Consider the following 20729-nt stretch of genomic DNA (forward strand, 5'->3'; position numbering starts at 1 on the left):
TGTGAGTCAATGCGAAGATCTTTTATATCTCTCATATTCTTTCCTTTATTTTTTTCCGCTTGTCAGCAAGGGCAGGACGCGGCTTTGCCAAACATCGTTTTTATTGTGGTAGATGACTTAGGATATTCTGATGTTGGCTACATGAAGCAGAAGCCTGAAATAAACACACCCAATATTGATCTCTTGGCAAAAGGAGGGATGGTTTTTACGGATGCGTATGCAGGAGCACCCGTATGTTCGCCTACGCGCGCCAGCATAATGACCGGTAAATATCCTGCTACCCTAAAGTTGACCTGCCATATCCCAGGCATGGGAATGGAAAAGTATGTAAAGAAACTCAGCAAAGGGAAAAAATTGAAAGAGGCGTATTTTTTAGATCACTTGCCACCTGAGGAAATAACAATTGCCGAAGCGCTAAAAGAGCAAGGTTATACGTCTGCCTATATTGGTAAATGGCATTTGGGAGGAGAAGGTTCTATTTATACCAAAGATGGTATTGTTGATAGTACGTACCATCCAGAATTTCAAGGGTTTGATGTTAATATTGGTGGGTGTTCTTATGGGCAGCCAAAGAGCTATTTTGATCCTTATAAAAACGGTACTATCAAAGATCGGAAAGAAGGGGAATACCTTACCGACAGGTTAGGGGATGAAGCTGTAGAGTTCATAGAGCAAAATAAGCAAAAATCTTTCTTCCTTAACCTTGCAACTTATACGGTCCATACGCCATTGAGAGCCCCTGAAGAAACGGTAAAAAAATATAATGGCGATACATACTTTGCCATGATAGAGAAGCTGGACCAGAATGTAGGCAAGGTGATGGACAAACTAAAAGAGTTGGATTTGCTGGATAATACCATTGTGTTTTTCTATTCAGACAATGGTGGCTTATGGGGCAATCCGCCTCTAAAAGGGAAAAAAGGGACATTAAACGAAGGAGGAATAAGGGTGCCGCTCATTGTTAATTGGCCAAAGAAAATAAAGCCGGCAAGTAGCTGTAATGTTCCTGTTACTTCGGTCGATTTTTTTCCTACTTTTTTAGACCTAGCTGGTATCTCCATCTCCTCTTACCCACAGCAAGAAGGTAAAAGTTTATTGCCACTGTGCTATGAAGAAGGAAGCTTTGCAGATAGGGCTATTTATTGGCACTTTCCCCATCACCGTAAAGAAGGCTTATCTATGGGGGCAGCTATTCGCAAAGGAGATTGGAAGTTGATTAAAGGATTTGAAACTGAAGAATTACTCTTGTTTAACTTAAAAGAAGACCTTGGAGAAGAAAACAATTTGGCTAATAAATATCCTGAAATAAGTGGCAAGCTCTTGACCGAGCTGGAGACATGGCAACACAACGTGGATGCGGAAATGCCCGAGGTCAATAAAGATATAATGTAACAAAAAATAAGCTATAGATACTATTATGAATACCAAATGTTTCAGTATTTTGCTGGTAATAACGGCACTAATCCCTATCCTTTTTTCCTGCAAAAAACCGCTGGATAGTTTCAGCCTTGCTTCACCAAATGATGGGCTTTCCCTTGAGGTTAAGCTTACAGATAATAAATTGAATTATAGGGTAAGTCAGAGAGGGAAAGAAATAATTGGGGTTTCAGAATTGGAAATATTTCCAGGTGAATTAGTCGCTGTAGTAGAGGCTTCTGAAAGTGAAAAAGATACCACTTGGAAACCCGTATGGGGTCAGCAAAGTAGTATTCAGGACAATTACAAGCAACTTACTTTACATATTGATTGTGGTGGGGTTGGCGGAAAGTTGCTGGCAAGGGCTTACGACCAAGGGGTAGCGTTCCGTTTTGTCCTAGATGAAGGAGAAAAACCAAAAGAGGCTGTTTTCAAATGCGAATATGCGTTGTCCGAGGGAAGTAATTTATATACACCGGCAGGGGAAAGCGAACCTTTGGGTCCAGTGAGTTTGAGTGGTCTTACTGACTATTTGCAAGAAAAAACTCGTAGGAAAATCAGTGTTCCTCTGGTGGTTGAACCTCAAGGCCAACAACTCTTTATAGCCCTTTTAGAATCGGATTTATATGCTGCAAAAGGCATTAGGCCAATGCAACTTGGAATAAGCGAAGGAAAGGTTGCGGCTGTCAACAAAGTAGAGCTAAGCAAGGAGGAGTGGACAAGCCCCTGGAGGGTGCTGTTAATTGGGGAAACGGCGGGGGACTTGGTTGTCAATACAGTTCCTATTAACCTCGCTACGGCTTGCGAACTGGAAGAAACTGATTGGGTAAAGCCTGGAAAAACGCTTTGGGACTGGCGCGTGCATGGTTACACAGCTCCAGATGGTTTTGTGTACGGCATTGACAACGAGAGTTATTACCGATTTATAGATTTTGCTGCCGAAACTGGAGTAGATTATTTTCTTATTGACGATGCGTGGTACAAACACGTAACCAAAGGGAGTTTTGAATTGTCGGAGAAACTGGATTTGCAGGCGGTAATTGATTATGCTGTCGACAAAGAGGTAGAGCTGATGTTGTATTATGACAGGAGGCACGGCGAATATGGTGATGATGAACTCTTTCCGTATTACCAGTCTTTAGGTATGAAAGGTATCAAATATGGTTTTATGGGCAGCGATGTCGATTTTTCGAGAGAAGCTATTCAGAAAAGTGCGGCAAGTAACCTCCTCATCGATTTCCATGATGGTCCTGTGCCATTTACAGGGATTCGTCGTACCTTCCCCAATGCCATAACTCGTGAATATTGCCATGCCCAGCAAGATTCCCGTCGGGCTTTTACCCCTGAAGCTTTCATAAAAATGGCTTTGATAAATGCCATAACAGGCCCATTGGACATGAACAACGGGAACTTTGATTTGACCGGGATAAATGCTGGGTTGAGGCAAAAAGGGCCAAGAAAAACGAACTCTTATTTTTCAACTGTGGCATCGGAAGCCGCTCGTACCCTTGTGGTTTTCAGTGGGTTGGTTTGTATACCCGATGCTCCGGAGGCTTATGCTGCTAAAGCCGATTTATTTGAGTTTATCCAAAAAATGCCTGTTGGTAAATGGGACGAAAGCCGTGTGCTCCATTCCAAAATGGACGAATACATCAGTACAGGAAGGCGCCGTGGCAAAGAGTGGTTTGTTGGGAGTGTGTATAGCCAAAAAGGAGGGACTCTGGATATCGACCTAGATTTTTTGGAAGAAGGCATAGAATACGATATAACCTATTACGAAGATACCGAAGAGACTCATTGCAAAACGAACCCAGAAGCTTACCGGGTAAGAAAAGGGAGTGTCGAAAAAGGGGAAATTGTCAAAGCAGTAATGGCCTCTGGCGGTGGGCATTGTATGTGGATAAGACCAGCCAAATAGACATCAAAAATTAAATTTTGTACACATGAAATATTCTAACCTATTCCTTTTTTTAACAAGCATTTTTCTTCTTTCAAATAGCTCTTTTACAAGTGCGCAAGAAAACAAAAGAGAACAGAGCTATCCAAATATTATTTATATCCTGGCAGATGATTTAGGGTATGGTGATCTGAAATGTTTTAACCCAGAAGGAAAAATACCTACCCCAAACCTCGATAAAATGGCTCAAGGTGGCGTCATGTTCACCGATGCACATACTTCGTCAGCGGTATGTACACCAACCCGCTACGGGATTTTAACGGGGCGTTATAATTGGCGGTCAGCGTTAAAAAGTTCTGTGTTAAGTGGTTATTCAAAGTCACTTATAAAACAGGAGCGAACTACTATTGCTGAAATGCTTAAAGCGCAAGGGTATTACACGGCTTATATTGGCAAGTGGCATATAGGTTGGGATTGGGCTTTCGAAAATGAAGGAGCCGAAAAAAATATCAATGGCCTAAATGCAAAACCCAAAGTAGACTTTACCGCTCCAATAAAGAATGGTCCATCAACGCATGGTTTCGATTATTCGTTTGGCTTTTGCGGATCGCTTGATATGGCGCCCTATGTGTATGTTGAGAATGATAAACCAACTATGGCCCCCACAAAAACCACAGTTTCTGTTGACGAGAAGGGGATTTGGAGAAAAGGACTTACTTCCGATGATTTTGTTCACGCTGAGGTCTTGCAGGATTTGACGGATAAAGCTGTTGAGTTTATCAATCAGAAGGCAGGTGAAGAGCCTCCGTTCTTTTTGTATTTCCCTTTGCCTGCGCCGCATACGCCAATTCTGCCTACAACAGAGTTTTTAGGAAAAAGCAACACAAACATGTATGGCGATTTTGTGATGCAGGTTGACGACGTTGTACGCCAAATTAGGGAAGTACTCAAGCAAAAGGGTATTTCAGAAAATACACTTTTGGTATTTACCAGCGATAACGGATGTTCTCCCAAAGCCGATTTTGAAGAACTTGCCAAAGTAAACCACGATCCAAGCTATCAATTTAGAGGAACAAAGGCAGATATTTTTGAAGGGGGACACCGAGTGCCGTTTATTGTAGAATGGCCTGCCAAGGCATTGAAAAATACTAGCTCTGGCAAAATAATCTGTACCACTGACTTTTTTGCTACCTGTGCCGAACTTACCGGTTACCAATTGCCCGATTCCGAAGCGGAGGATAGCTACAGCATGTTGCCGCTGATAACCGGTGAAAATGACGATGAAATCCGTGAATATATCATTCACCATTCAATCAATGGGTCTTTTGCTATTAGGCAAGGTGATTGGAAGCTATGCGTCTGTCCCGGATCAGGGGGCTGGAGTTATCCAAGGCCTCAGGATATAAAAAAGGAAGAGTTGGATTTGCCAACCATGCAGCTGTATAACTTGAAAGAAGATATAGGAGAAACTAACAACCTAGTAGAGGAATACCCAGCAAAAGCTGCTGAGTTGAAAGCTGCACTCAAAAAGATTATCCTAGACGGAAGAAGTACTTCGGGGCAATTCCAAAAAAATGATGGAATGGATGAGTGGAAGCAAATTAAACCGATTGTGAATTAACCCATCTCTTTTTCAGGGTATGATAAGTAAGATCAAAAAGAACCATGAATTTTAACAATGGCAGATCCATTTTTTAATGAAACCTAGGTTATCAAAAAGCTTTAAAGATTCTAAATATCTGATATCGAACAAGTGCGAGAAGCTGATGCTTTTATTGCTCTTATTGGCTTTTGCATTTCCCCAAGCCAAAGCACAGTTCCTGTTGCGTTACGATAAGCCTGCTAGCAAATTCACAAGTGAGCAAAGGGCTGATTATAGAAAACCGGGCTATATGCAGGAGGCTTTGCCTTTGGGAAATGGGCGTCTGGGAGTCATGTTCTCGGGAAGGGTTGAAGAAGAACACCTGCTAATCAATGATATTACTCTATGGATGAACAGCAAGCGTGGACTTGATGAAGTTGGGCAATCTGGCGTAAGACTAGGTGGTTATAAGAACTTTGAGAAAGTAAGGGAGGCTTATAGGAAAGGTAACTATGGGATTGGAGAACAGAGTATGGAGGTCATGTCTACCAAATATTTAAGCAGTACCCAGCCTTTGGGAAATTATGCTCCTTTTACTGATTTGATCATTTCCACAGGTCATCGGTTTGAAGAAGTGACGAAATACAGCCGTACTTTGGATGCGTACACAGGGATTGGTACTGTGAGTTACACTATTGGTAATGCGCAATATACCCGTGAATATTTTTGCAGCCACCCAAATGACCTGATTGCCATTAGGTACACAGCTAAAAAGGCAAAAATGGACCTGATTATTCAGGTCAGTACTTTGCACAAGGTTAAAAGCGTAAAAGCAGAAAACAACACCATCGTATTGACAGGGGAAGTATCAATGGTGTTGGATAATATCCATTATCAGCAATTGGTAAAAATCGATATAAAAGATGGTGAATTATTGCCTCAGATGGATGGCTCTGTGAAGCTTAAGGGAACAAGCGATGTGAAAATATACCTAGCAGCTTATACCGATTACTTACCGGTTTACCCCTCCTTTAAGGGGCATAATTATGTGGCTGAAAGTGAAAAAACGATGGAGATAGCCATGAAGGCTGGCTATGACAAATTGAAAAAGTCCCATGTTCGGGACGTCACTTCGCTAATGGATCGTTGTCAGCTAGAGCTGGACTACAAACCTTCTGGGCTAACTACGGATAAGTTGGTAGAAAGAGGTGCGAGTCTTGAGCTGGAAAATTTGTACTTTAATTATTCCCGCTATTTGCAGTTGAGTTGTTCGCGTACAGCTCCTGTTCCTTCAAACCTGCAAGGGCTTTGGAACGGTTACCTCAAACCAGCTTGGAATTCTGATTATCATAACGATATTAATGTGGCAATGAACTATTGGATGGTGGAAACTGCTAACCTTTCCGCATCGTTCCATCCTTACAAAGAATGGTTGAAAGTTCTTGCCGAATCAGGGAATTATACGGCAAAAGAAGCCTTTGGTATTCAGAAGGGTTGGACTACGGGGGTTAATGGAAATGTGTTTGGGTTTACGGCACCCAACGTGCATGGCCGCCGTACGCAACAATCAGGGGCTTGGCTTTGCCAAAATTTGTACGACCATTATGCTTTTAATAAAGACAAGGCTTATCTGGAAGAAATTTACCCAATATTAAAAGGGGCGGCGGAATTTTATATAGCATTTCTTGCTCCCTGGAAAGATGGTTCGCTCGTTGTTTACCCAACTTGGTCACCCGAAAATACTTACCTGACCGAAGACTATGGCAAACTGAACAAGCAAGCTTATGGAGCTTCTTGGGACCAGCAGATCGTTTTGAATCTCTTTACCGATTGTATAGAAGCTTCTATTGTTTTAGGTAGAGACGATGGGTTTAGAAAGGCCTTGCAAGATATAATACCGAAACTTTGTCCTCAAAAAATAGGACAATATGGTCAATTGCAGGAATGGCCTGAAGATTGGGACAGGCCTACAGATCATCACCGCCATATTTCCCATTTGATAGCTCTGCATCCAGGGCGTGATTTTTCGCCACTGACCACCAAGGAGATTGCAGATGCGGCATTAGTGACTATGAAGCACCGTGGTGATATTTCTACGGGATGGAGCACTGCTTGGAAAACTTGCTTTTGGGCACGCTTACACAATGGCGATAAGGCACACCAGTTTTATGAGTTTTTAACTTCCAAACGCACATACGCAAACTTGTTCGATTTTCATCCGCCTTTCCAAATAGATGGCAACTTTGGGGGAGCGGCTGGAGTTTGCGAAATGCTCTTGCAAAGTCATTTGAGGAGTATTGATAACAAAGAAGAAGATATTGGAAAAGCAGCTTTTGTTTCCTACCAAAAAGACACTAAAAACCCGAATCAATTTTTGCCAGTAGTGCCGGATGAAAACCTTGCAGATGCTCCATATATCCTCCATTTACTACCAGCTGTGCCTTCAGCTTGGCAAAAGGGTGGGGTAAAAGGACTTAGGGCTCGTGGTGGTTTTGAGGTGGATATGGCATGGGAAAACGGAACACTAGAGCAGGCTACTATTCGGGCGGTCAAAGGTGGGGCATTCAGGGTTTTTGCCAATGGGATACTAAGTGAGGTGATAACCTTGAAAAAGGATGAGTCAATGGTTTGGGGAAATAATGAATAAAACAATGCTATGAGGTTAATTGCAATAGTAGGATGTATACTCTTTTTGAATTCATGTATCTCAGAGAAGAATTATGAAAAGCCAAATTTCGTAATCATTTTCACTGATGACCAAGGCTATCAGGATTTAGGGTGTTTTGGCTCACCAACCATCCAATCGCCAAATCTAGATAGGATGGCTGCTGAAGGGGTTAGATTGACTAGTTTTTATGTGGGTGCTCCACTTTGCACTCCCTCACGAGCGGCTCTGATGACTGGTTCTTACCCAACACGAATCGATATGGCTGAAGGGGTTGATTTTCCAGTTTTGCTCGATGCCGATCCAAAAGGGCTTAACCCCAATGAAATTACCATTGCTGAAGTTTTAAAATCGGTAGGATATAAAACGGGTATGTTTGGGAAATGGCACCTTGGTGACCAACCTGAGTTTTTGCCCACCACCCAAGGGTTCGACGAGTTTTTTGGCCTTCCGTACAGTTACGATATTAGCCCTTTCCATCTAAACAATAAAAAATATAATTTTTCTCCATTACCCCTACTGGAAGGGGAGAAAGTTATTGAAATAAATCCTGATTGCGATTACCTTACAAAACGCATAACAGAACGAGCTGTTCGCTTTATAGAAGAGAATAAAGATGACCCATTTTTCCTTTATATTCCCCATCCCAGCCCACACCGTCCCATATATGTTTCTCCAGATTTTCTCGGAGAAGCTCCTGACTCCATAAAATCCCAACTAGAAAAAGAGGAGGGGTATATAGCTTATGCTGCACGGGATAAACTTTACAAATATGCCATAAATGAAATTGACTGGTCGGTAGGGCAGGTACTGGATGCCTTGAAACGGAACGGGATCGATGAAAATACCGTCGTGTTTTTTACCTCGGACAATGGCCCCGTAAAAGGAAGCGCTAAACCTTTGAGGGGCAGAAAAGGGAGTGCCTATGAAGGAGGTGTTCGCGAACCTGCAATAATGCGTTGGCCGGGAAAGATCTCGGCGGGGCAGGTCAATGATGAGTTGCTGACAGCGATGGATATTCTCCCGACTTTTGCCAACCTAGCAGGTGCCAAAGCCCCCGATGATCGGGTGATTGATGGCAAGGATATTTGGGAGGTGCTGGTAAATAACAAGAAAAGTCCGCGCAAGGCTTTTTTCTACCACCAGCGCAAAGAGCTAAAGGCTGTGCGTACAGGGCAATGGAAGCTACATGTGGAAGGGGACGACCCTATGGCACTTTACAATTTGGGTAATGATATTTCGGAAAAGAACAATGTTTTGGAGGGGAATCAGGATATGGCCGATGAAATGCTTTCTTACATTAAAGAATTTAAAAAAGATATTGAAAACAACAAACGCCCAGCGGCTTATGTGGAAAATCCCTTGCCATTAGCCCAAAAGGAATAATAGAGATTATCACGATTTGTGATAGTAAAGGCATTTCCAACTATCAATAACGCACATAGTTTGGCTAAAGCCGAATAGGTATGGTGTTATTCAACGGGCTTTAGCCCGTTGCTAGTGATAAAAGAATCAATAGGCGGGGCTTTTAAGCCCCGTTTGGAAGTAAAAACGATGTTGGCTTTAGCCTAAACTGAATTTTAACCAAAAAAATCTATACAAATCAGACCGTGATAAACTCTAATGTACAACTTGAATTTTCAGTAAAATGAACAAAGGATATTTGTTGCCAGCACTCGTATCATTCTTAGTTGCAGTTTTTAGTGTAAGCTGCTCGGTAGACAATGGTGCGCCCTTACCAAATATAGTCTTAATTAATGCTGATGATTTAGGGTATGGCGACCTTAGTTGCTATGGGGCAACCAAGGTGCACACTCCAAACATAGACAAATTGGCACAGGATGGGCGCTCTTTTAGTGATGCTCATTCTGCTTCAGCGGTGTGTTCCCCTTCGCGTTATGGTTTGCTAACAGGAAGCTATCCATTAAGACGCAATTTCTGGGGCGCACTAGGAGGCATTAATGATGGCTTGAGCATTGATACCACGCAAATAACCCTTGCCAGCGTATTGAAGGATGCTGGTTATTCAACTGCTTGCGTAGGGAAATGGCATTTGGGTTTAGGTGTGGATAAACCGGATTATAATAAGCCGCTGAAACCCGGCCCACTTGAGCTGGGCTTCGATTATTTTTATGGTATTCCTATGGTAAACAGCGGACCGCCCTTTGTTTATGTAGAAAATCATCATGTTGTAGGATATGAGCCTTCAGATCCATTTGTATTAGGTCAAAAATCTATAACACAAAAATGGCCGGCGAAAGGAGGATATACAGCCATTGGAGGTGCTGAAAAAGCGCATTTGTTGTATGAAGATGAAAAAGTAGGAACTACCCTTAAGGATAAAGCTATTGCGTGGATGAAAAAGATCCATTCAAACGATAAGGATAAACCATTCTTTCTCTATTTGGCAACTATCAATATTCACCATCCATTTACGCCTGCACCGCAATTTAAAGGTACTAGTCAGTGTGGGCTCTATGGCGATTTTATTCATGAACTAGATTGGATAGTTGGGGAGGTTGTGAAATCACTGGAAGAAATGGGTGTTGCCGAAAATACCCTAGTGATTTTTACCAGTGATAATGGTGGGATGCTAAATCACGGAGGCCAGGACGCATGGAAAGCCGGGCACCAACTCAATGGTGATCTGTTGGGGTTCAAATTTGGAGCTTGGGAAGGGGGGCATCGAATTCCTTTTATTGCCAAATGGCCTGCAGAAATTGCTGCTAACAGCAAATCTAATCACTTAATTAGTCAGGTAGATTTGTTGGCCACTTTTGCGGCGATCGTTGCTAAACCTTTAAGTAAGGAAGAATGCCCTGATGGCATCAATCAGTTACCTGAATTAAAAGGGGAAACTACAGAACCGTTACGAGACATATTGATGATAACACCCAACTGCCCAAGCCACCTTACTGTTCGGAAAGGGGAGTGGGTTTATATTCCTGCCCAAGATGCAGGTGGTTTTCAGGGCACAGAAATTGGCGCTCACAATTTGGGTGGGGCAGCGGCAACTGTACTTACCGGGCAGGCAAACAGTGACATAGAAAATGGGAAGATAAAACCTGATGCACAGCCGGCACAATTGTATAACTTGAAAAATGATCTCTACGAAGCCATTAATGTTTATGGTCAGTATCCCGAAATACAGCATGAATTGGATGATATTTTAAAAAGCTATAGAGCTGAAATTGGCCCTTATCCGGAACTGGGATGGATCCACAAAAAAGTACTGGAGGAAAGACGAAAATCCAAAAAGGAGTAAATATGAAAAAGATCAATATTTTAATTTTCCTGATGTACCTTGCTAGGCTTGCTCCCGCCCAGCAACAAAGCACCAGTTGGCCAGTGCTTAAAACTTACGATCAGGAGCATATCCAAAAAATCAAGATGCCAGTTGGTGGTATAGGAACTGGATCGGTTTCGCTGACGGGGCGTGGTTCTTTAGAAGATTGGGAAATAATGAATCGGCCGGCAAAAGGCTTTAATCCTACCTTGGAAAATAGAGGGCCGGTAAAGCAAAAAGGGCCTTTTTTTGCTATTTACATAGAAGATGGCAACGGGGTTAAACAAACCCGTTTGCTTGAAGGCCCTCCTGATGAGTCCTATTATGAAGGGGCATGGGGGGCAAGTTCAAACCAGCATGGTTTGCCCCGCTTTGCTAATGCAATGTTCAAAGCAGCTTATCCTTTCGGGCAAGTATTTTTAAGTGACAAAGATCTCCCTGTAGATGTTGTGGTAGGGGCTTACAACCCCTTGATTCCTGGCAATATCGATGACAGTAGTATCCCAATGGTTATTCTTAACTATACCGTAAGAAATAGCAGTAATAAGGAAATTGCTATCTCTCTTTCGGGTTCTATCCAGAATTTTATTGGATTTGATGGTAAAAGAGGAAAGGCTATAAAAAACGTAAATTCTTATCGAACAGAAAATGGCATAAAAGGCATACATTATACGAGTAATGGTGTGGACCCTGAGAGTGAGCATTGGGGAACGATGAGCTTTGCGTCTTTAAGCGAAGGTGAAACTACTTATCGTACGGCTTGGCAAAAGATGACAAGTCGCTGGGATAAAAAAAGGTTGGATTTTTGGGATGACTTTAGCGAAGATGGTGTGTTAGAACCTAGGGTTAACGATGAGGCCAATGCTCCTATGGGCTCATTAGCAGTAAAGACCAAACTGAAGGCTGGTGAAGAAAAGAATTTTCGATTTCTGATAGCTTGGCACTTTCCTAATCGCCAGACTTGGGACAAACCCGGTTTTCAAAAATACATCAAAGCCACAGTAGGCAATTATTATACAACTCAATATTCCGACTCGTGGGATGTTGTTGCTAGAACCTATCCTCGTTTGGGAGAATTAGAAAACCAAACAAAAACTTTTGTAAATGCTCTGCTTGATAGTGACATTCCTAAAGAAGTAAAAGAATCAGCCCTGTTCAATTTGGCACATTTACGTACCCAGTTGGCTTTTCGTATTAAAAGCGGGCATCTATTAGGCTGGGAAGGACTTTTTGACCAACATGGTTCTTGCTTTGGTTCGTGTACACACGTTTGGAACTACGAACAGACCACCGCATTTTTATTTGGAAAATTGGCTAAAACCATGCGTGACGTGGAATATGGTTATGCTACTGATGAAGAAGGGCTGATGAGTTTTAGAGCTTATCTTCCACTGGATTCTGCACAGTTTTGGGGAAAGGCAGCTGCCGATGGCCAAATGGGCTGCATTATGAAGTTTTACCGCGACTGGCAACTATCAGGTGATGATGAGTTCCTTAAAAAGCATTGGCCAATGGTCAAAAAGTCACTCGAGTTTTGCTGGATTCCCGGCGGATGGGATGCTGACAAAAATGGGGTAATGGAAGGTTCGCAACACAATACCATGGATGTGGAATATTTCGGCCCTAACCCACAAATGGGTTTCTGGTACCTGGGTGCGCTAAAAGCCTCAGCGGAGATGGCAACTTACTTAGGTGAAAAGAGATTTGCTAAGACTTGCCATGATCTATTTGAGCAAGGATCGGAATGGATGGACAACAACCTGTTTAATGGGGAATATTACGAACAGCACATTCAACCTCCTATGTCGGTTGACAATGTTGCTGAATCTCTTATAGGGGCAGCAAGTGGTAAAAATGCTATTGATCTTACCTCACCCGATTTTCAATTAGGGAAAGGTGTTTTGGTAGATCAGCTAGTAGGCCAAATGTTTGCCCATGTTGTTGGTTTAGGGTATTTGGGAAAAGAGGATAACATTAAAAGTAGCCTTGAATCCATTATGAAATACAATTATGTGGAGAAGATGAGTTCGCATGCAAATTTTCATCGCTCGTATGCATTGGGAGATGAATCAGCCTTGTTGATGGCTGCCTATCCGGGAGAGAGACCTGAAAAACCATTTCCTTATTTTACAGAGGTAATGACCGGTTTCGAATATACGGCCGCCATAGGCATGTTGCAGGAAGGTCAAACCGAGAATGGTTTAAAATGTATCCGAAATATTCGTGACCGATATGACGGTAAAAAAAGAAGTCCCTTTAACGAAGCCGAGGCAGGGCATCATTATGCAAGAAGCATGATTGCCTGGGCTGGGGTTTTGGCAAGCTCTAACTTCCATTATTCGGCAGTAGATAAATCCATGTCTTTTACATCGAGCCCCGGAACGTATTTCTGGAGCAATGGCTACAGTTGGGGCACTTGTGAAGTGAAAGAAAAGGAAGCTGTACTGCACGTGCTTTCTGGTTCAGTAGAACTGGATAGCTTTTCACTGGACGGTGTTGGTACAAAAAAGTTGAAGGGGGAAATAACCAATGAATCAGAAACATTGAATATTAAATTATAAAACGATGAGAAACCAAATTTGGTAATCATCTCGCCCGTACCTTTTACCATTAACTATAAATAATAACAGAAAAATGCATTTTAAATGAAGCTCTTTAAATTGACAACAATATTTACCTTGCTTATTGGTCTATTGCAAGCTCAAAATTCCGATTGGCCAGTGCTTAAAACCTACGATCAGGAACATATTGACCGTATAGCGATGCCTGTTGGAGGTATTGGGACAGGAACGGTTTCGTTAAGCGGATATGGCGCCATTATAGACTGGGAAATAATGAGCCGCCCGGCCAAAGGGTTTACCCCCAAATATGCAGGTGTGGAAGTAATAAACCGTGCACCTTTTTTCTCTATTTATCTGGAAGAGGAAGGTAAAGAAGCGCAGGCGCTTTTATTAGAAGGTCCTGTACCAAGCCACTTTGATGAAGGTTTCTATGGGTCGAAAGCGCCCAACCATGGCCTACCTCGTTTTGCAGAAACTACCTTTCAGACTGCCTATCCTTTTGGGCAGGTTTTGTTAAGCGATAAAGATTTGCCAGTTGAGGTAACCGTAGGAGCTTTTAATCCACTCATACCGGGCAACACAGATGATAGCAGCCTTCCGATAGCTGTATTGAGTTACAAAGTGAAAAACACCAGTAAAAAGTCAATTACCATTTCTTTGGCGGGTAACATACCTAACTTTATTGGTTTCGATGGCAAAGAAGGGAAAGCTTTTCAAAACATAAATGCTTATAAAGAAGAAGGTGGCTTGAAAGGTATTCATTATACAGGCAATGGGGAAATAGAGAAAGAAAGTTCGCAATGGGGTACTTTTAGCTTAACCACCAACAGTGAAGGAGAGGTTTCCTACCGCACCTGCTGGCAGCCAGGTGAGTGGGGAAACAGCACCTTGGAGTTTTGGGATGACTATACGGATGATGGTGTATTGGAAGAACGTGTTTCAGGGCAAAAGAATAATATGGGTTCTTTGGCGGTAAAAACGGTTTTAGCGCCTAATGAAGAAAAAGATATTCGCTTTTTTATTACATGGAATTTCCCTAACCGCCTAGGCTTTCAACATAAGGCGAATGTGGGCAACTACTATGCTACTCAATTTGAGGACTCATGGGATGTGGCACAACAAACTGTGTCCAGAATTCCTGAATTGGAAAAAAAGACGAAGACTTTTGTCGATGCTTTTATTACGAGCGATATCCCAGCAATTGTTAAAGAAGCTGCTTTGTTTAACTTAGCACACTTTCGTACACAGCTTGTTTTTAAAACAAAATCAGGTTATTACTTGGGCTGGGAAGGTATTAAAGATAACGATGGCAGCGGGTCGGGTTCTTGTACGCATGTATGGAATTACGAACAAACCATCCCTTTCTTATTTGGAGATGTAGCGCAAAATATGCGTGAAATTGAGTTTGGCTATGCGACAAATGATCAAGGGCTGATGTGCTACCGCATTCATCTGCCCTTGGAAACCAAAGCCAAGAGTTTTGGGCTGGCAGCGGCAGACGGGCAGATGGGGTGCATAATGAAGTATTATCGCGAATGGCAGCTGTCTGGTGACGATGCGTTCCTGAAGAAGAATTGGCCAATGGTAAAAAAAGCCTTGGAGTTCTGTTGGATACCTAAGGGCTGGGATCCTGACAAAGATGGAATAATGGAAGGTTCGCAACACAATACCATGGATGTGGAGTATTATGGACCTAATCCACAGATGGGTTTTTGGTATCTTGGGGCTTTGCGTGCCACGGAAGAAATGGCAAGCTACCTAGGAGAAAAAGGTTTTGCTAAGACCTGTAGAGCGCTTTACGAAAATGGCTCTGCCTGGATGGATGAAAACCTCTTTAATGGTGAATATTATATCCAGGAAATAGTTCCTCCCATGCATCTAGATAGCATTGCAAAAGGCCTCATCCGAGTTAAAAAGCGTTTGGTTGCCGACGATCCACAATATCAGCTAGGAGAGGGGGTTTTGGTCGATCAGTTGATTGGGCAGGTGATGGCACATGTCCTTGGGTTGGGATACCTCACAGATAGGGGCAACATCATTAAAACCAATGAATCTATTCTAAAATACAATTATCGCGAAAGCCTACTGAAGCACCCAAACTTTATGCGCTCTTATGCTTATGGGAACGAATCGGCCTTGTTGATGGCAGATTATCCAGGTGGTAGACCCAAGCAACCTTTTCCTTATTTTACAGAAGTAATGACGGGTTTTGAGCATACTGCAGCAGTGGCAATGCTGTACGAAGGGCAGGTAGATGAAGGTATAAAAACCATTCAGGATATTCGCAACCGTTACGACGGTAAAAAACGAAATCCATTTAACGAAGCAGAGTATGGGCACCACTATGCCCGGAGCATGATGGCCTGGGGAGGAGTTTTGGCAACTACTGGGTTCCATTATTCGGGCGTTGAAAAATCGATAAGTTTTACCTCTAGGCCAGGTACTTATTTCTGGAGTAATGGCTACAGTTGGGGTACTTGCGAAGTTAAAAATAAGGAAGTCTTATTAACTGTGCTTTCTGGGGAGTTGCAGCTCGATAGTTTTTCGTTGGAGGATGTTGGGACTAAAAAGTTGAAGGGTAAAATGGTTCATTCGGGTGAGGTATTAAGTATTAAACTATGATATAAAGAGGCATATTTTTAATAGGTTCATTTAGTCCTCAAAAAATGGAAAGTAAGCTAAATGATTTGATTCTGGTAAAAGAAAATGATTGAAAAAAATTGAATAGACCAACTATGCTTAAATTTCTAATTACACTACAACTTGTTCTTTTGCTGCTTATCAATGGTGGCGCATTGGTTTTTGGTCAGTCCCTAAAACCAGCTAATATTTTTGGTGACCATATGGTTTTGCAAAGAGGAAAAACTGTTCCAGTTTGGGGACATAGCTCACCAAAAGATAAAATCACGGTTACATTTGCCAGCCAGAAAAAAACGACACGAGCTGCTGCCGATGGAAAGTGGATGGTTCGTTTAGATCCGTTAGAAGCGTCAGCAACTGGAAGGGATTTGATTATATCTGGCAAAAGCCAAGTTGTAATAAAAGATGTTTTGGTAGGGGAAGTCTGGATATGTTCAGGCCAATCTAATATGCAAATGGGCGTGTCGTCATCGCCAGAGGTGAGGGGGTTAGTTCCGTTGGCAAAAAATATAAGAAGTTTTCATGTACAAAACCTAGTTGCATTAGAAGAGCAGGAAGAAGTTCAGGGGCAGTGGGAGGCAACCCACCCCGAAAGTGCCGTTGCTTTTTCATTTGCTTATTTCCTAAATAACCTAGCTGAAGTGCCCGTAGGGATAATTCAAGCCTCTTGGGGCAGCTCGTCCATAGAAGCGTGGATGCCTAGATCTATGGTGGAAGAATTGCCACATTTTGATACTATAATGAATGAGTTTGATTCGGACGGCTTACGGGTCACACAGATTAAAAAATTGATAGGGCAATCGGATACATGGACGAACAAAGAGAATATCTTTTTAAGACGCCAACCCAATATTTTATACAATGCCATGATGTATCCGCTTATTCCTTTTGCGTGCAGAGGGTTGGTCTGGTATCAGGGTGAACGTAATACCCGATACATATCGGGGATGCCTGAAGTAGATGATACAAATTGGTTTCATCGGGTATGTGGGATGAAAGATTATGAGGATGTTCTAAAAAAATGGATACTGACTTACCGCAAGCAATGGCAAGATGACGAGATGCATTTTATGGTGATCATGCTGCCGGGCTATGGTAAAGGAACAGAAGCTAAAAAAGTTATTGACCCAGAAAGTCCCACTGAGCCTTCTTGGGCATGGATGCGAGAGTCCCAATTGGCATCGCTGGATTTGCCACATACTTCTGTAGTAAATACAATTGATTTAGGGGATTTGAAAAATATCCACCCTAACGATAAACTTCCCATAGGGCAGCGAGGGGCACTATTAGCGGCGAGAAATACGCTTAACCAAGATATTCCCTCTATGGGTCCTGTATTTAAAAGTGTTGATTTACAAGGGAATAAACTAGTGGTCCATTTTGACCATGCAAATGGGCTTAAAACTATAAATGGCAAAGCACCGTCAGGATTTTGGATATCAGATGATTCAAGAGAGTGGGTATTGGCAGAGGCAGCAATTGAGGGTGAACGTGTAATTTTGAGTTCGCCCAAGGTGAAAGAACCAAAATATATTCGCTTTGCTTTTGCTGGCAAACCTTCCGTTAATTTGGTCAACGAAAGTGAACTACCAGCTTACCCATTTCGAACCGATTCTTGGCAGGAATAGCCTGTTTTTACCAACTTAAACAAATGATGTTACTTATAAAAATGTTATATAATACCGGTTCTTTCCTCAGGGTAGCTGTTGTTTTCCTGCTTTTTTGCAGTTCTGCTAATTACACATTGTGGGCACAGGACAAGCCCAACGTGCTCATTATTTTTGCCGATGACCTCGGCTATGGCGACTTAGGCTGTTACGGTGCGCAGGATGTAAGCACTCCCCATATTGATAAGATGGCAAACGAAGGGTTGCGGTTTACCGATTTTCAGGTACCAGCATCGGTTTGCAGTCCCTCTAGGGCATCGCTTCTTACTGGTCGTTACCCTATGAGGTGTGGTTTTCCAGTAGCACATGTAAAAAATGAAAAGCATAAAAATTATGGCTTGCACCCAGAAGAAGTTGCGATAGGGGATTTGCTTATAGACCAAGGTTATGCTACTATGTGTATTGGGAAGTGGCACCTTGGTTTTATAGAAGGTTCGCAACCTATCGACCACGGTTTTCAACAATTTTATGGCTTGCAGTCCAATTGGCACAAGAGTCATCCTGAGTTAGATGACCTGTACAGTGGTAGGGAAGTAATAAAAGAAAACGTTCCTTTTGAATCTCTTATAGGCGATTATACACAAAAAGCGATTCAGTTCATGGAAGATAACAAGGAAACTCCTTTCTTTCTTTACTTGGCATATCATTCCGTTCATTCCCCAATTAAGCCTGGGGCTGCTTTTCGTGGAAGCTCTAAGGGGAGTTTATATGGTGACTTTGTACAAGAGCTGGACCATTACGTAGGGCAATTGATGGCGGCAATTAAAGACAAAGGCTTAGATGAAAATACGATGGTCGTATTCTTGTCTGACAACGGCCCGGCAATTTGTCATTTTGGAGGTTCGGCAGGTGCTTTGAATGGTGGGAAATATTGTACCATGGAGGGCGGTTTTCGTGTCCCTTGTATAGTTAGATGGCCTGGGAAATACCCCGTTGGTATATGTAACACACTGCTCTCCTCTATGGATTTGTTCCCAACCATTGCTGCGCTTGCAAATGCTGAACTTCCTGAAGACAGGATAATTGACGGCGAGGATATACACTCAATCTTGCAGGCAGGAGAGGGGGATTCACCTCATGAGTATATGTATTATTACAATGGAACCAACCTTCAGGCTGTGAGAAAGGGCAACTGGAAATTGCATCTTCCTCGTACCTTGGAAGACCAACCTTTTTGGTCCAGAAAGTCGACAGCTAAGCCATTTAAAGGGAAAAACCTTAAAAATATTTCATGCAAAGGTTTGGAGGCTTTGGCTCGTCCGCTGTTGTTCAACCTCGATACTGATATGGGAGAACTGACCGATATTTCGGGTGAGCATCCAGAAGTTGTGCAAGAATTATTGGGAGAAGCTGAAAGAGTGCGAGCTGAGCTTGGAGATGTCGATATAATTGGAAGTGGGCAAAGAGTCCCTCCTTTTGAAAATATTCAGGAAAAAGAATAGAATACAACTCCCAACGAAAAGTATAAATGGCAAATGAATATGAAGTTTGAGTCGCTTATAAAGCTTAGATTCAGGATGGTACTCCTTCTTTTATGTAGTGCTTTGATGCTTGTTGTACCGTTGCAAGCGCAAAACAAAAAGCCAAATATCATTTTTATTGTGGCTGACGATTTGGGCTGGCAGGATGTTGGTTTTATGGGCAGCCAATGGTTTGAAACCCCTAACCTAGATAGGCTGGCAAAAGAAAGCCTTGTTTTTAGTGATGCGTATATGTATCCAACCTGTTCGCCCTCAAGAACAGCTTTGCTTACAGGAAAGCAATCGTTCAGGACTGGTGTTTATACGGTTCCGGTATTGGAGCGGGGAAATAACCAAGACAATATCTTTTCACGCTGGACGGTTGGGACCGAACATCCGGTGTATGCCGAGCCCTTGAATAAGGCTGGTTACAAGCTGATTCATTTAGGCAAATGGCACATAGTGGGTCCCAATCCTGAAGAAGAGTTAGAGTACCCGTTTGAACAAAAGCTAAAACAGCCAGCCAATGGTGATACATCTTGGGTTGCCAATCATAAATTAAATTATAAGCAGTATTACCCAACAGGTCGTGGTTTTCATGAAAATGTAGGTGGAAGCTGGTGGGGTGACCCTGCTCGTGGTTATCAAGATGGCTACAAATCGGAAAGTGGGGGGTACAAAGCACCTTTCAAAAACCCTTTTATCGAAGATAAAGAAGATGACGAATGGTTGACCGACCGGTTAACAAATGAGGCTATTGATTTCATTAAGAAAAATAAAAACGAGCCTTTTTTTGTGAATCTTCATTACTACGCACCCCATCGCCCAACAGTTCCAAGGAACAGCAAATGGCTACAGAAATTTATGGCGAAAGCTCCTGATACCGTCACGGGGCAAGGGTCAAAAAGACTTGAAGAAATTGCGGGCTATGCTACTATGATCGCGTCCATTGATGAGAACGTGCAACGTATCATCGACTTTTTGGATAAAGAAGGGATGCGAGAGAATACCATCCTGATATTTACATCAGACAATGGGTTCAATGGGTTGCAAAGCAATACGAACGCCTTGCGTGGTGCAAAAGGAACAGTGTATGAAGGAGGGATACGTGTACCTGCTTTTGTAAATTGGAAAGGAAGAATTGTTCCCGGAAGTTCGGAAATACCCATATGCGGAATGGATTATTTCCCGACTTTTCTAGAGTTGGCCAACATTCGGGATTATAAAGGAATACTAGATGGGAGAAGTCTGGTTCCCATTTTTACTGGGCATGAAATTGAGGAGCGACCATTGTTCTGGCATTTGGCAAGTGCTTATAAAAACCCTCCGTGTTCAATCATTCGCAAAGGAAAATGGAAACTTATCCAGTTTTTGAACGATGAAAAGCTAGAGTTGTATAACCTCGAAAATGACCTAAAAGAAAGTTCGAATCTTGTAGAAGAAAGAAAACAGTTAACTGAAAGCTTGTTAGAGGAACTTATAGAGTGGCGAAAGAAAAATAAAGCACCGCTACCTTCTGCTTCTAGTTTAAAGTTTTAAAAAACAACTTCAATAA

Annotated in this window: 11 protein-coding genes; all 11 read left to right on the top strand. The window is 42.4% G+C overall.

Annotation, left to right across the window (positions count from 1 at the left end; translation table 11 throughout):
• Positions 1-9 precede the first annotated feature (9 nt).
• The 11 genes from R9C00_10730 to R9C00_10780 all read left to right on the top strand — a co-directional run bounded on the left by R9C00_10730 (position 10) and on the right by R9C00_10780 (position 20713).
• Positions 10-1392 (top strand): sulfatase, encoded by a 1383-nt coding sequence (locus tag R9C00_10730; protein ID WPO37927.1) that lies wholly within the window; start codon positions 10-12, stop codon positions 1390-1392.
• 25 nt (positions 1393-1417) lie between these two features.
• Positions 1418-3334, top strand: coding sequence for a glycoside hydrolase family 97 catalytic domain-containing protein (locus R9C00_10735; protein ID WPO37928.1), 1917 nt, complete (start codon positions 1418-1420; stop codon positions 3332-3334).
• Between the two features lie 25 nt (positions 3335-3359).
• Positions 3360-4934: an arylsulfatase gene (locus R9C00_10740; GenBank protein ID WPO37929.1), complete on the top strand. Its 1575-nt coding sequence runs from the start codon at positions 3360-3362 to the stop codon at positions 4932-4934.
• 145 nt (positions 4935-5079) lie between these two features.
• Positions 5080-7542, top strand: coding sequence for a glycoside hydrolase family 95 protein (locus R9C00_10745; GenBank protein WPO37930.1), 2463 nt, complete (start codon positions 5080-5082; stop codon positions 7540-7542).
• Between the two features lie 9 nt (positions 7543-7551).
• Positions 7552-8946 (top strand): sulfatase, encoded by a 1395-nt coding sequence (locus tag R9C00_10750; GenBank protein ID WPO37931.1) that lies wholly within the window; start codon positions 7552-7554, stop codon positions 8944-8946.
• 262 nt (positions 8947-9208) lie between these two features.
• A complete protein-coding gene (locus R9C00_10755; protein ID WPO37932.1) occupies positions 9209-10825 on the top strand; it encodes an arylsulfatase in 1617 nt (538 codons plus the stop codon).
• 2 nt (positions 10826-10827) lie between these two features.
• On the top strand, positions 10828-13407 hold the full coding sequence (locus R9C00_10760) for a GH116 family glycosyl-hydrolase (GenBank protein WPO37933.1): 2580 nt from the start codon (positions 10828-10830) through the stop codon (positions 13405-13407).
• Between the two features lie 84 nt (positions 13408-13491).
• Positions 13492-16029: a GH116 family glycosyl-hydrolase gene (locus R9C00_10765; GenBank protein ID WPO37934.1), complete on the top strand. Its 2538-nt coding sequence runs from the start codon at positions 13492-13494 to the stop codon at positions 16027-16029.
• 113 nt (positions 16030-16142) lie between these two features.
• Positions 16143-17675 (top strand): sialate O-acetylesterase, encoded by a 1533-nt coding sequence (locus R9C00_10770; GenBank protein ID WPO37935.1) that lies wholly within the window; start codon positions 16143-16145, stop codon positions 17673-17675.
• 41 nt (positions 17676-17716) lie between these two features.
• Complete coding sequence (locus tag R9C00_10775; protein ID WPO37936.1) at positions 17717-19156, top strand: sulfatase; 1440 nt, start codon at positions 17717-17719, stop codon at positions 19154-19156.
• Between the two features lie 33 nt (positions 19157-19189).
• Positions 19190-20713, top strand: coding sequence for a sulfatase (locus tag R9C00_10780; GenBank protein WPO37937.1), 1524 nt, complete (start codon positions 19190-19192; stop codon positions 20711-20713).
• The last annotated feature ends 16 nt before the right edge of the window (positions 20714-20729 follow it).

The organism is Flammeovirgaceae bacterium SG7u.111 (assembly GCA_034044135.1).
GTDB lineage: Bacteria > Bacteroidota > Bacteroidia > Cytophagales > Flammeovirgaceae.

Coding starts and splice junctions, on each gene's coding strand:
- R9C00_10730 (WPO37927.1), top strand. CDS start 10: ATGCGAAGATCTTTTATATCTCTCATATTCTTTCCTTTATTTTTTTCC.
- R9C00_10735 (WPO37928.1), top strand. CDS start 1,418: ATGAATACCAAATGTTTCAGTATTTTGCTGGTAATAACGGCACTAATC.
- R9C00_10740 (WPO37929.1), top strand. CDS start 3,360: ATGAAATATTCTAACCTATTCCTTTTTTTAACAAGCATTTTTCTTCTT.
- R9C00_10745 (WPO37930.1), top strand. CDS start 5,080: ATGCTTTTATTGCTCTTATTGGCTTTTGCATTTCCCCAAGCCAAAGCA.
- R9C00_10750 (WPO37931.1), top strand. CDS start 7,552: ATGAGGTTAATTGCAATAGTAGGATGTATACTCTTTTTGAATTCATGT.
- R9C00_10755 (WPO37932.1), top strand. CDS start 9,209: ATGAACAAAGGATATTTGTTGCCAGCACTCGTATCATTCTTAGTTGCA.
- R9C00_10760 (WPO37933.1), top strand. CDS start 10,828: ATGAAAAAGATCAATATTTTAATTTTCCTGATGTACCTTGCTAGGCTT.
- R9C00_10765 (WPO37934.1), top strand. CDS start 13,492: ATGAAGCTCTTTAAATTGACAACAATATTTACCTTGCTTATTGGTCTA.
- R9C00_10770 (WPO37935.1), top strand. CDS start 16,143: ATGCTTAAATTTCTAATTACACTACAACTTGTTCTTTTGCTGCTTATC.
- R9C00_10775 (WPO37936.1), top strand. CDS start 17,717: ATGTTATATAATACCGGTTCTTTCCTCAGGGTAGCTGTTGTTTTCCTG.
- R9C00_10780 (WPO37937.1), top strand. CDS start 19,190: ATGAATATGAAGTTTGAGTCGCTTATAAAGCTTAGATTCAGGATGGTA.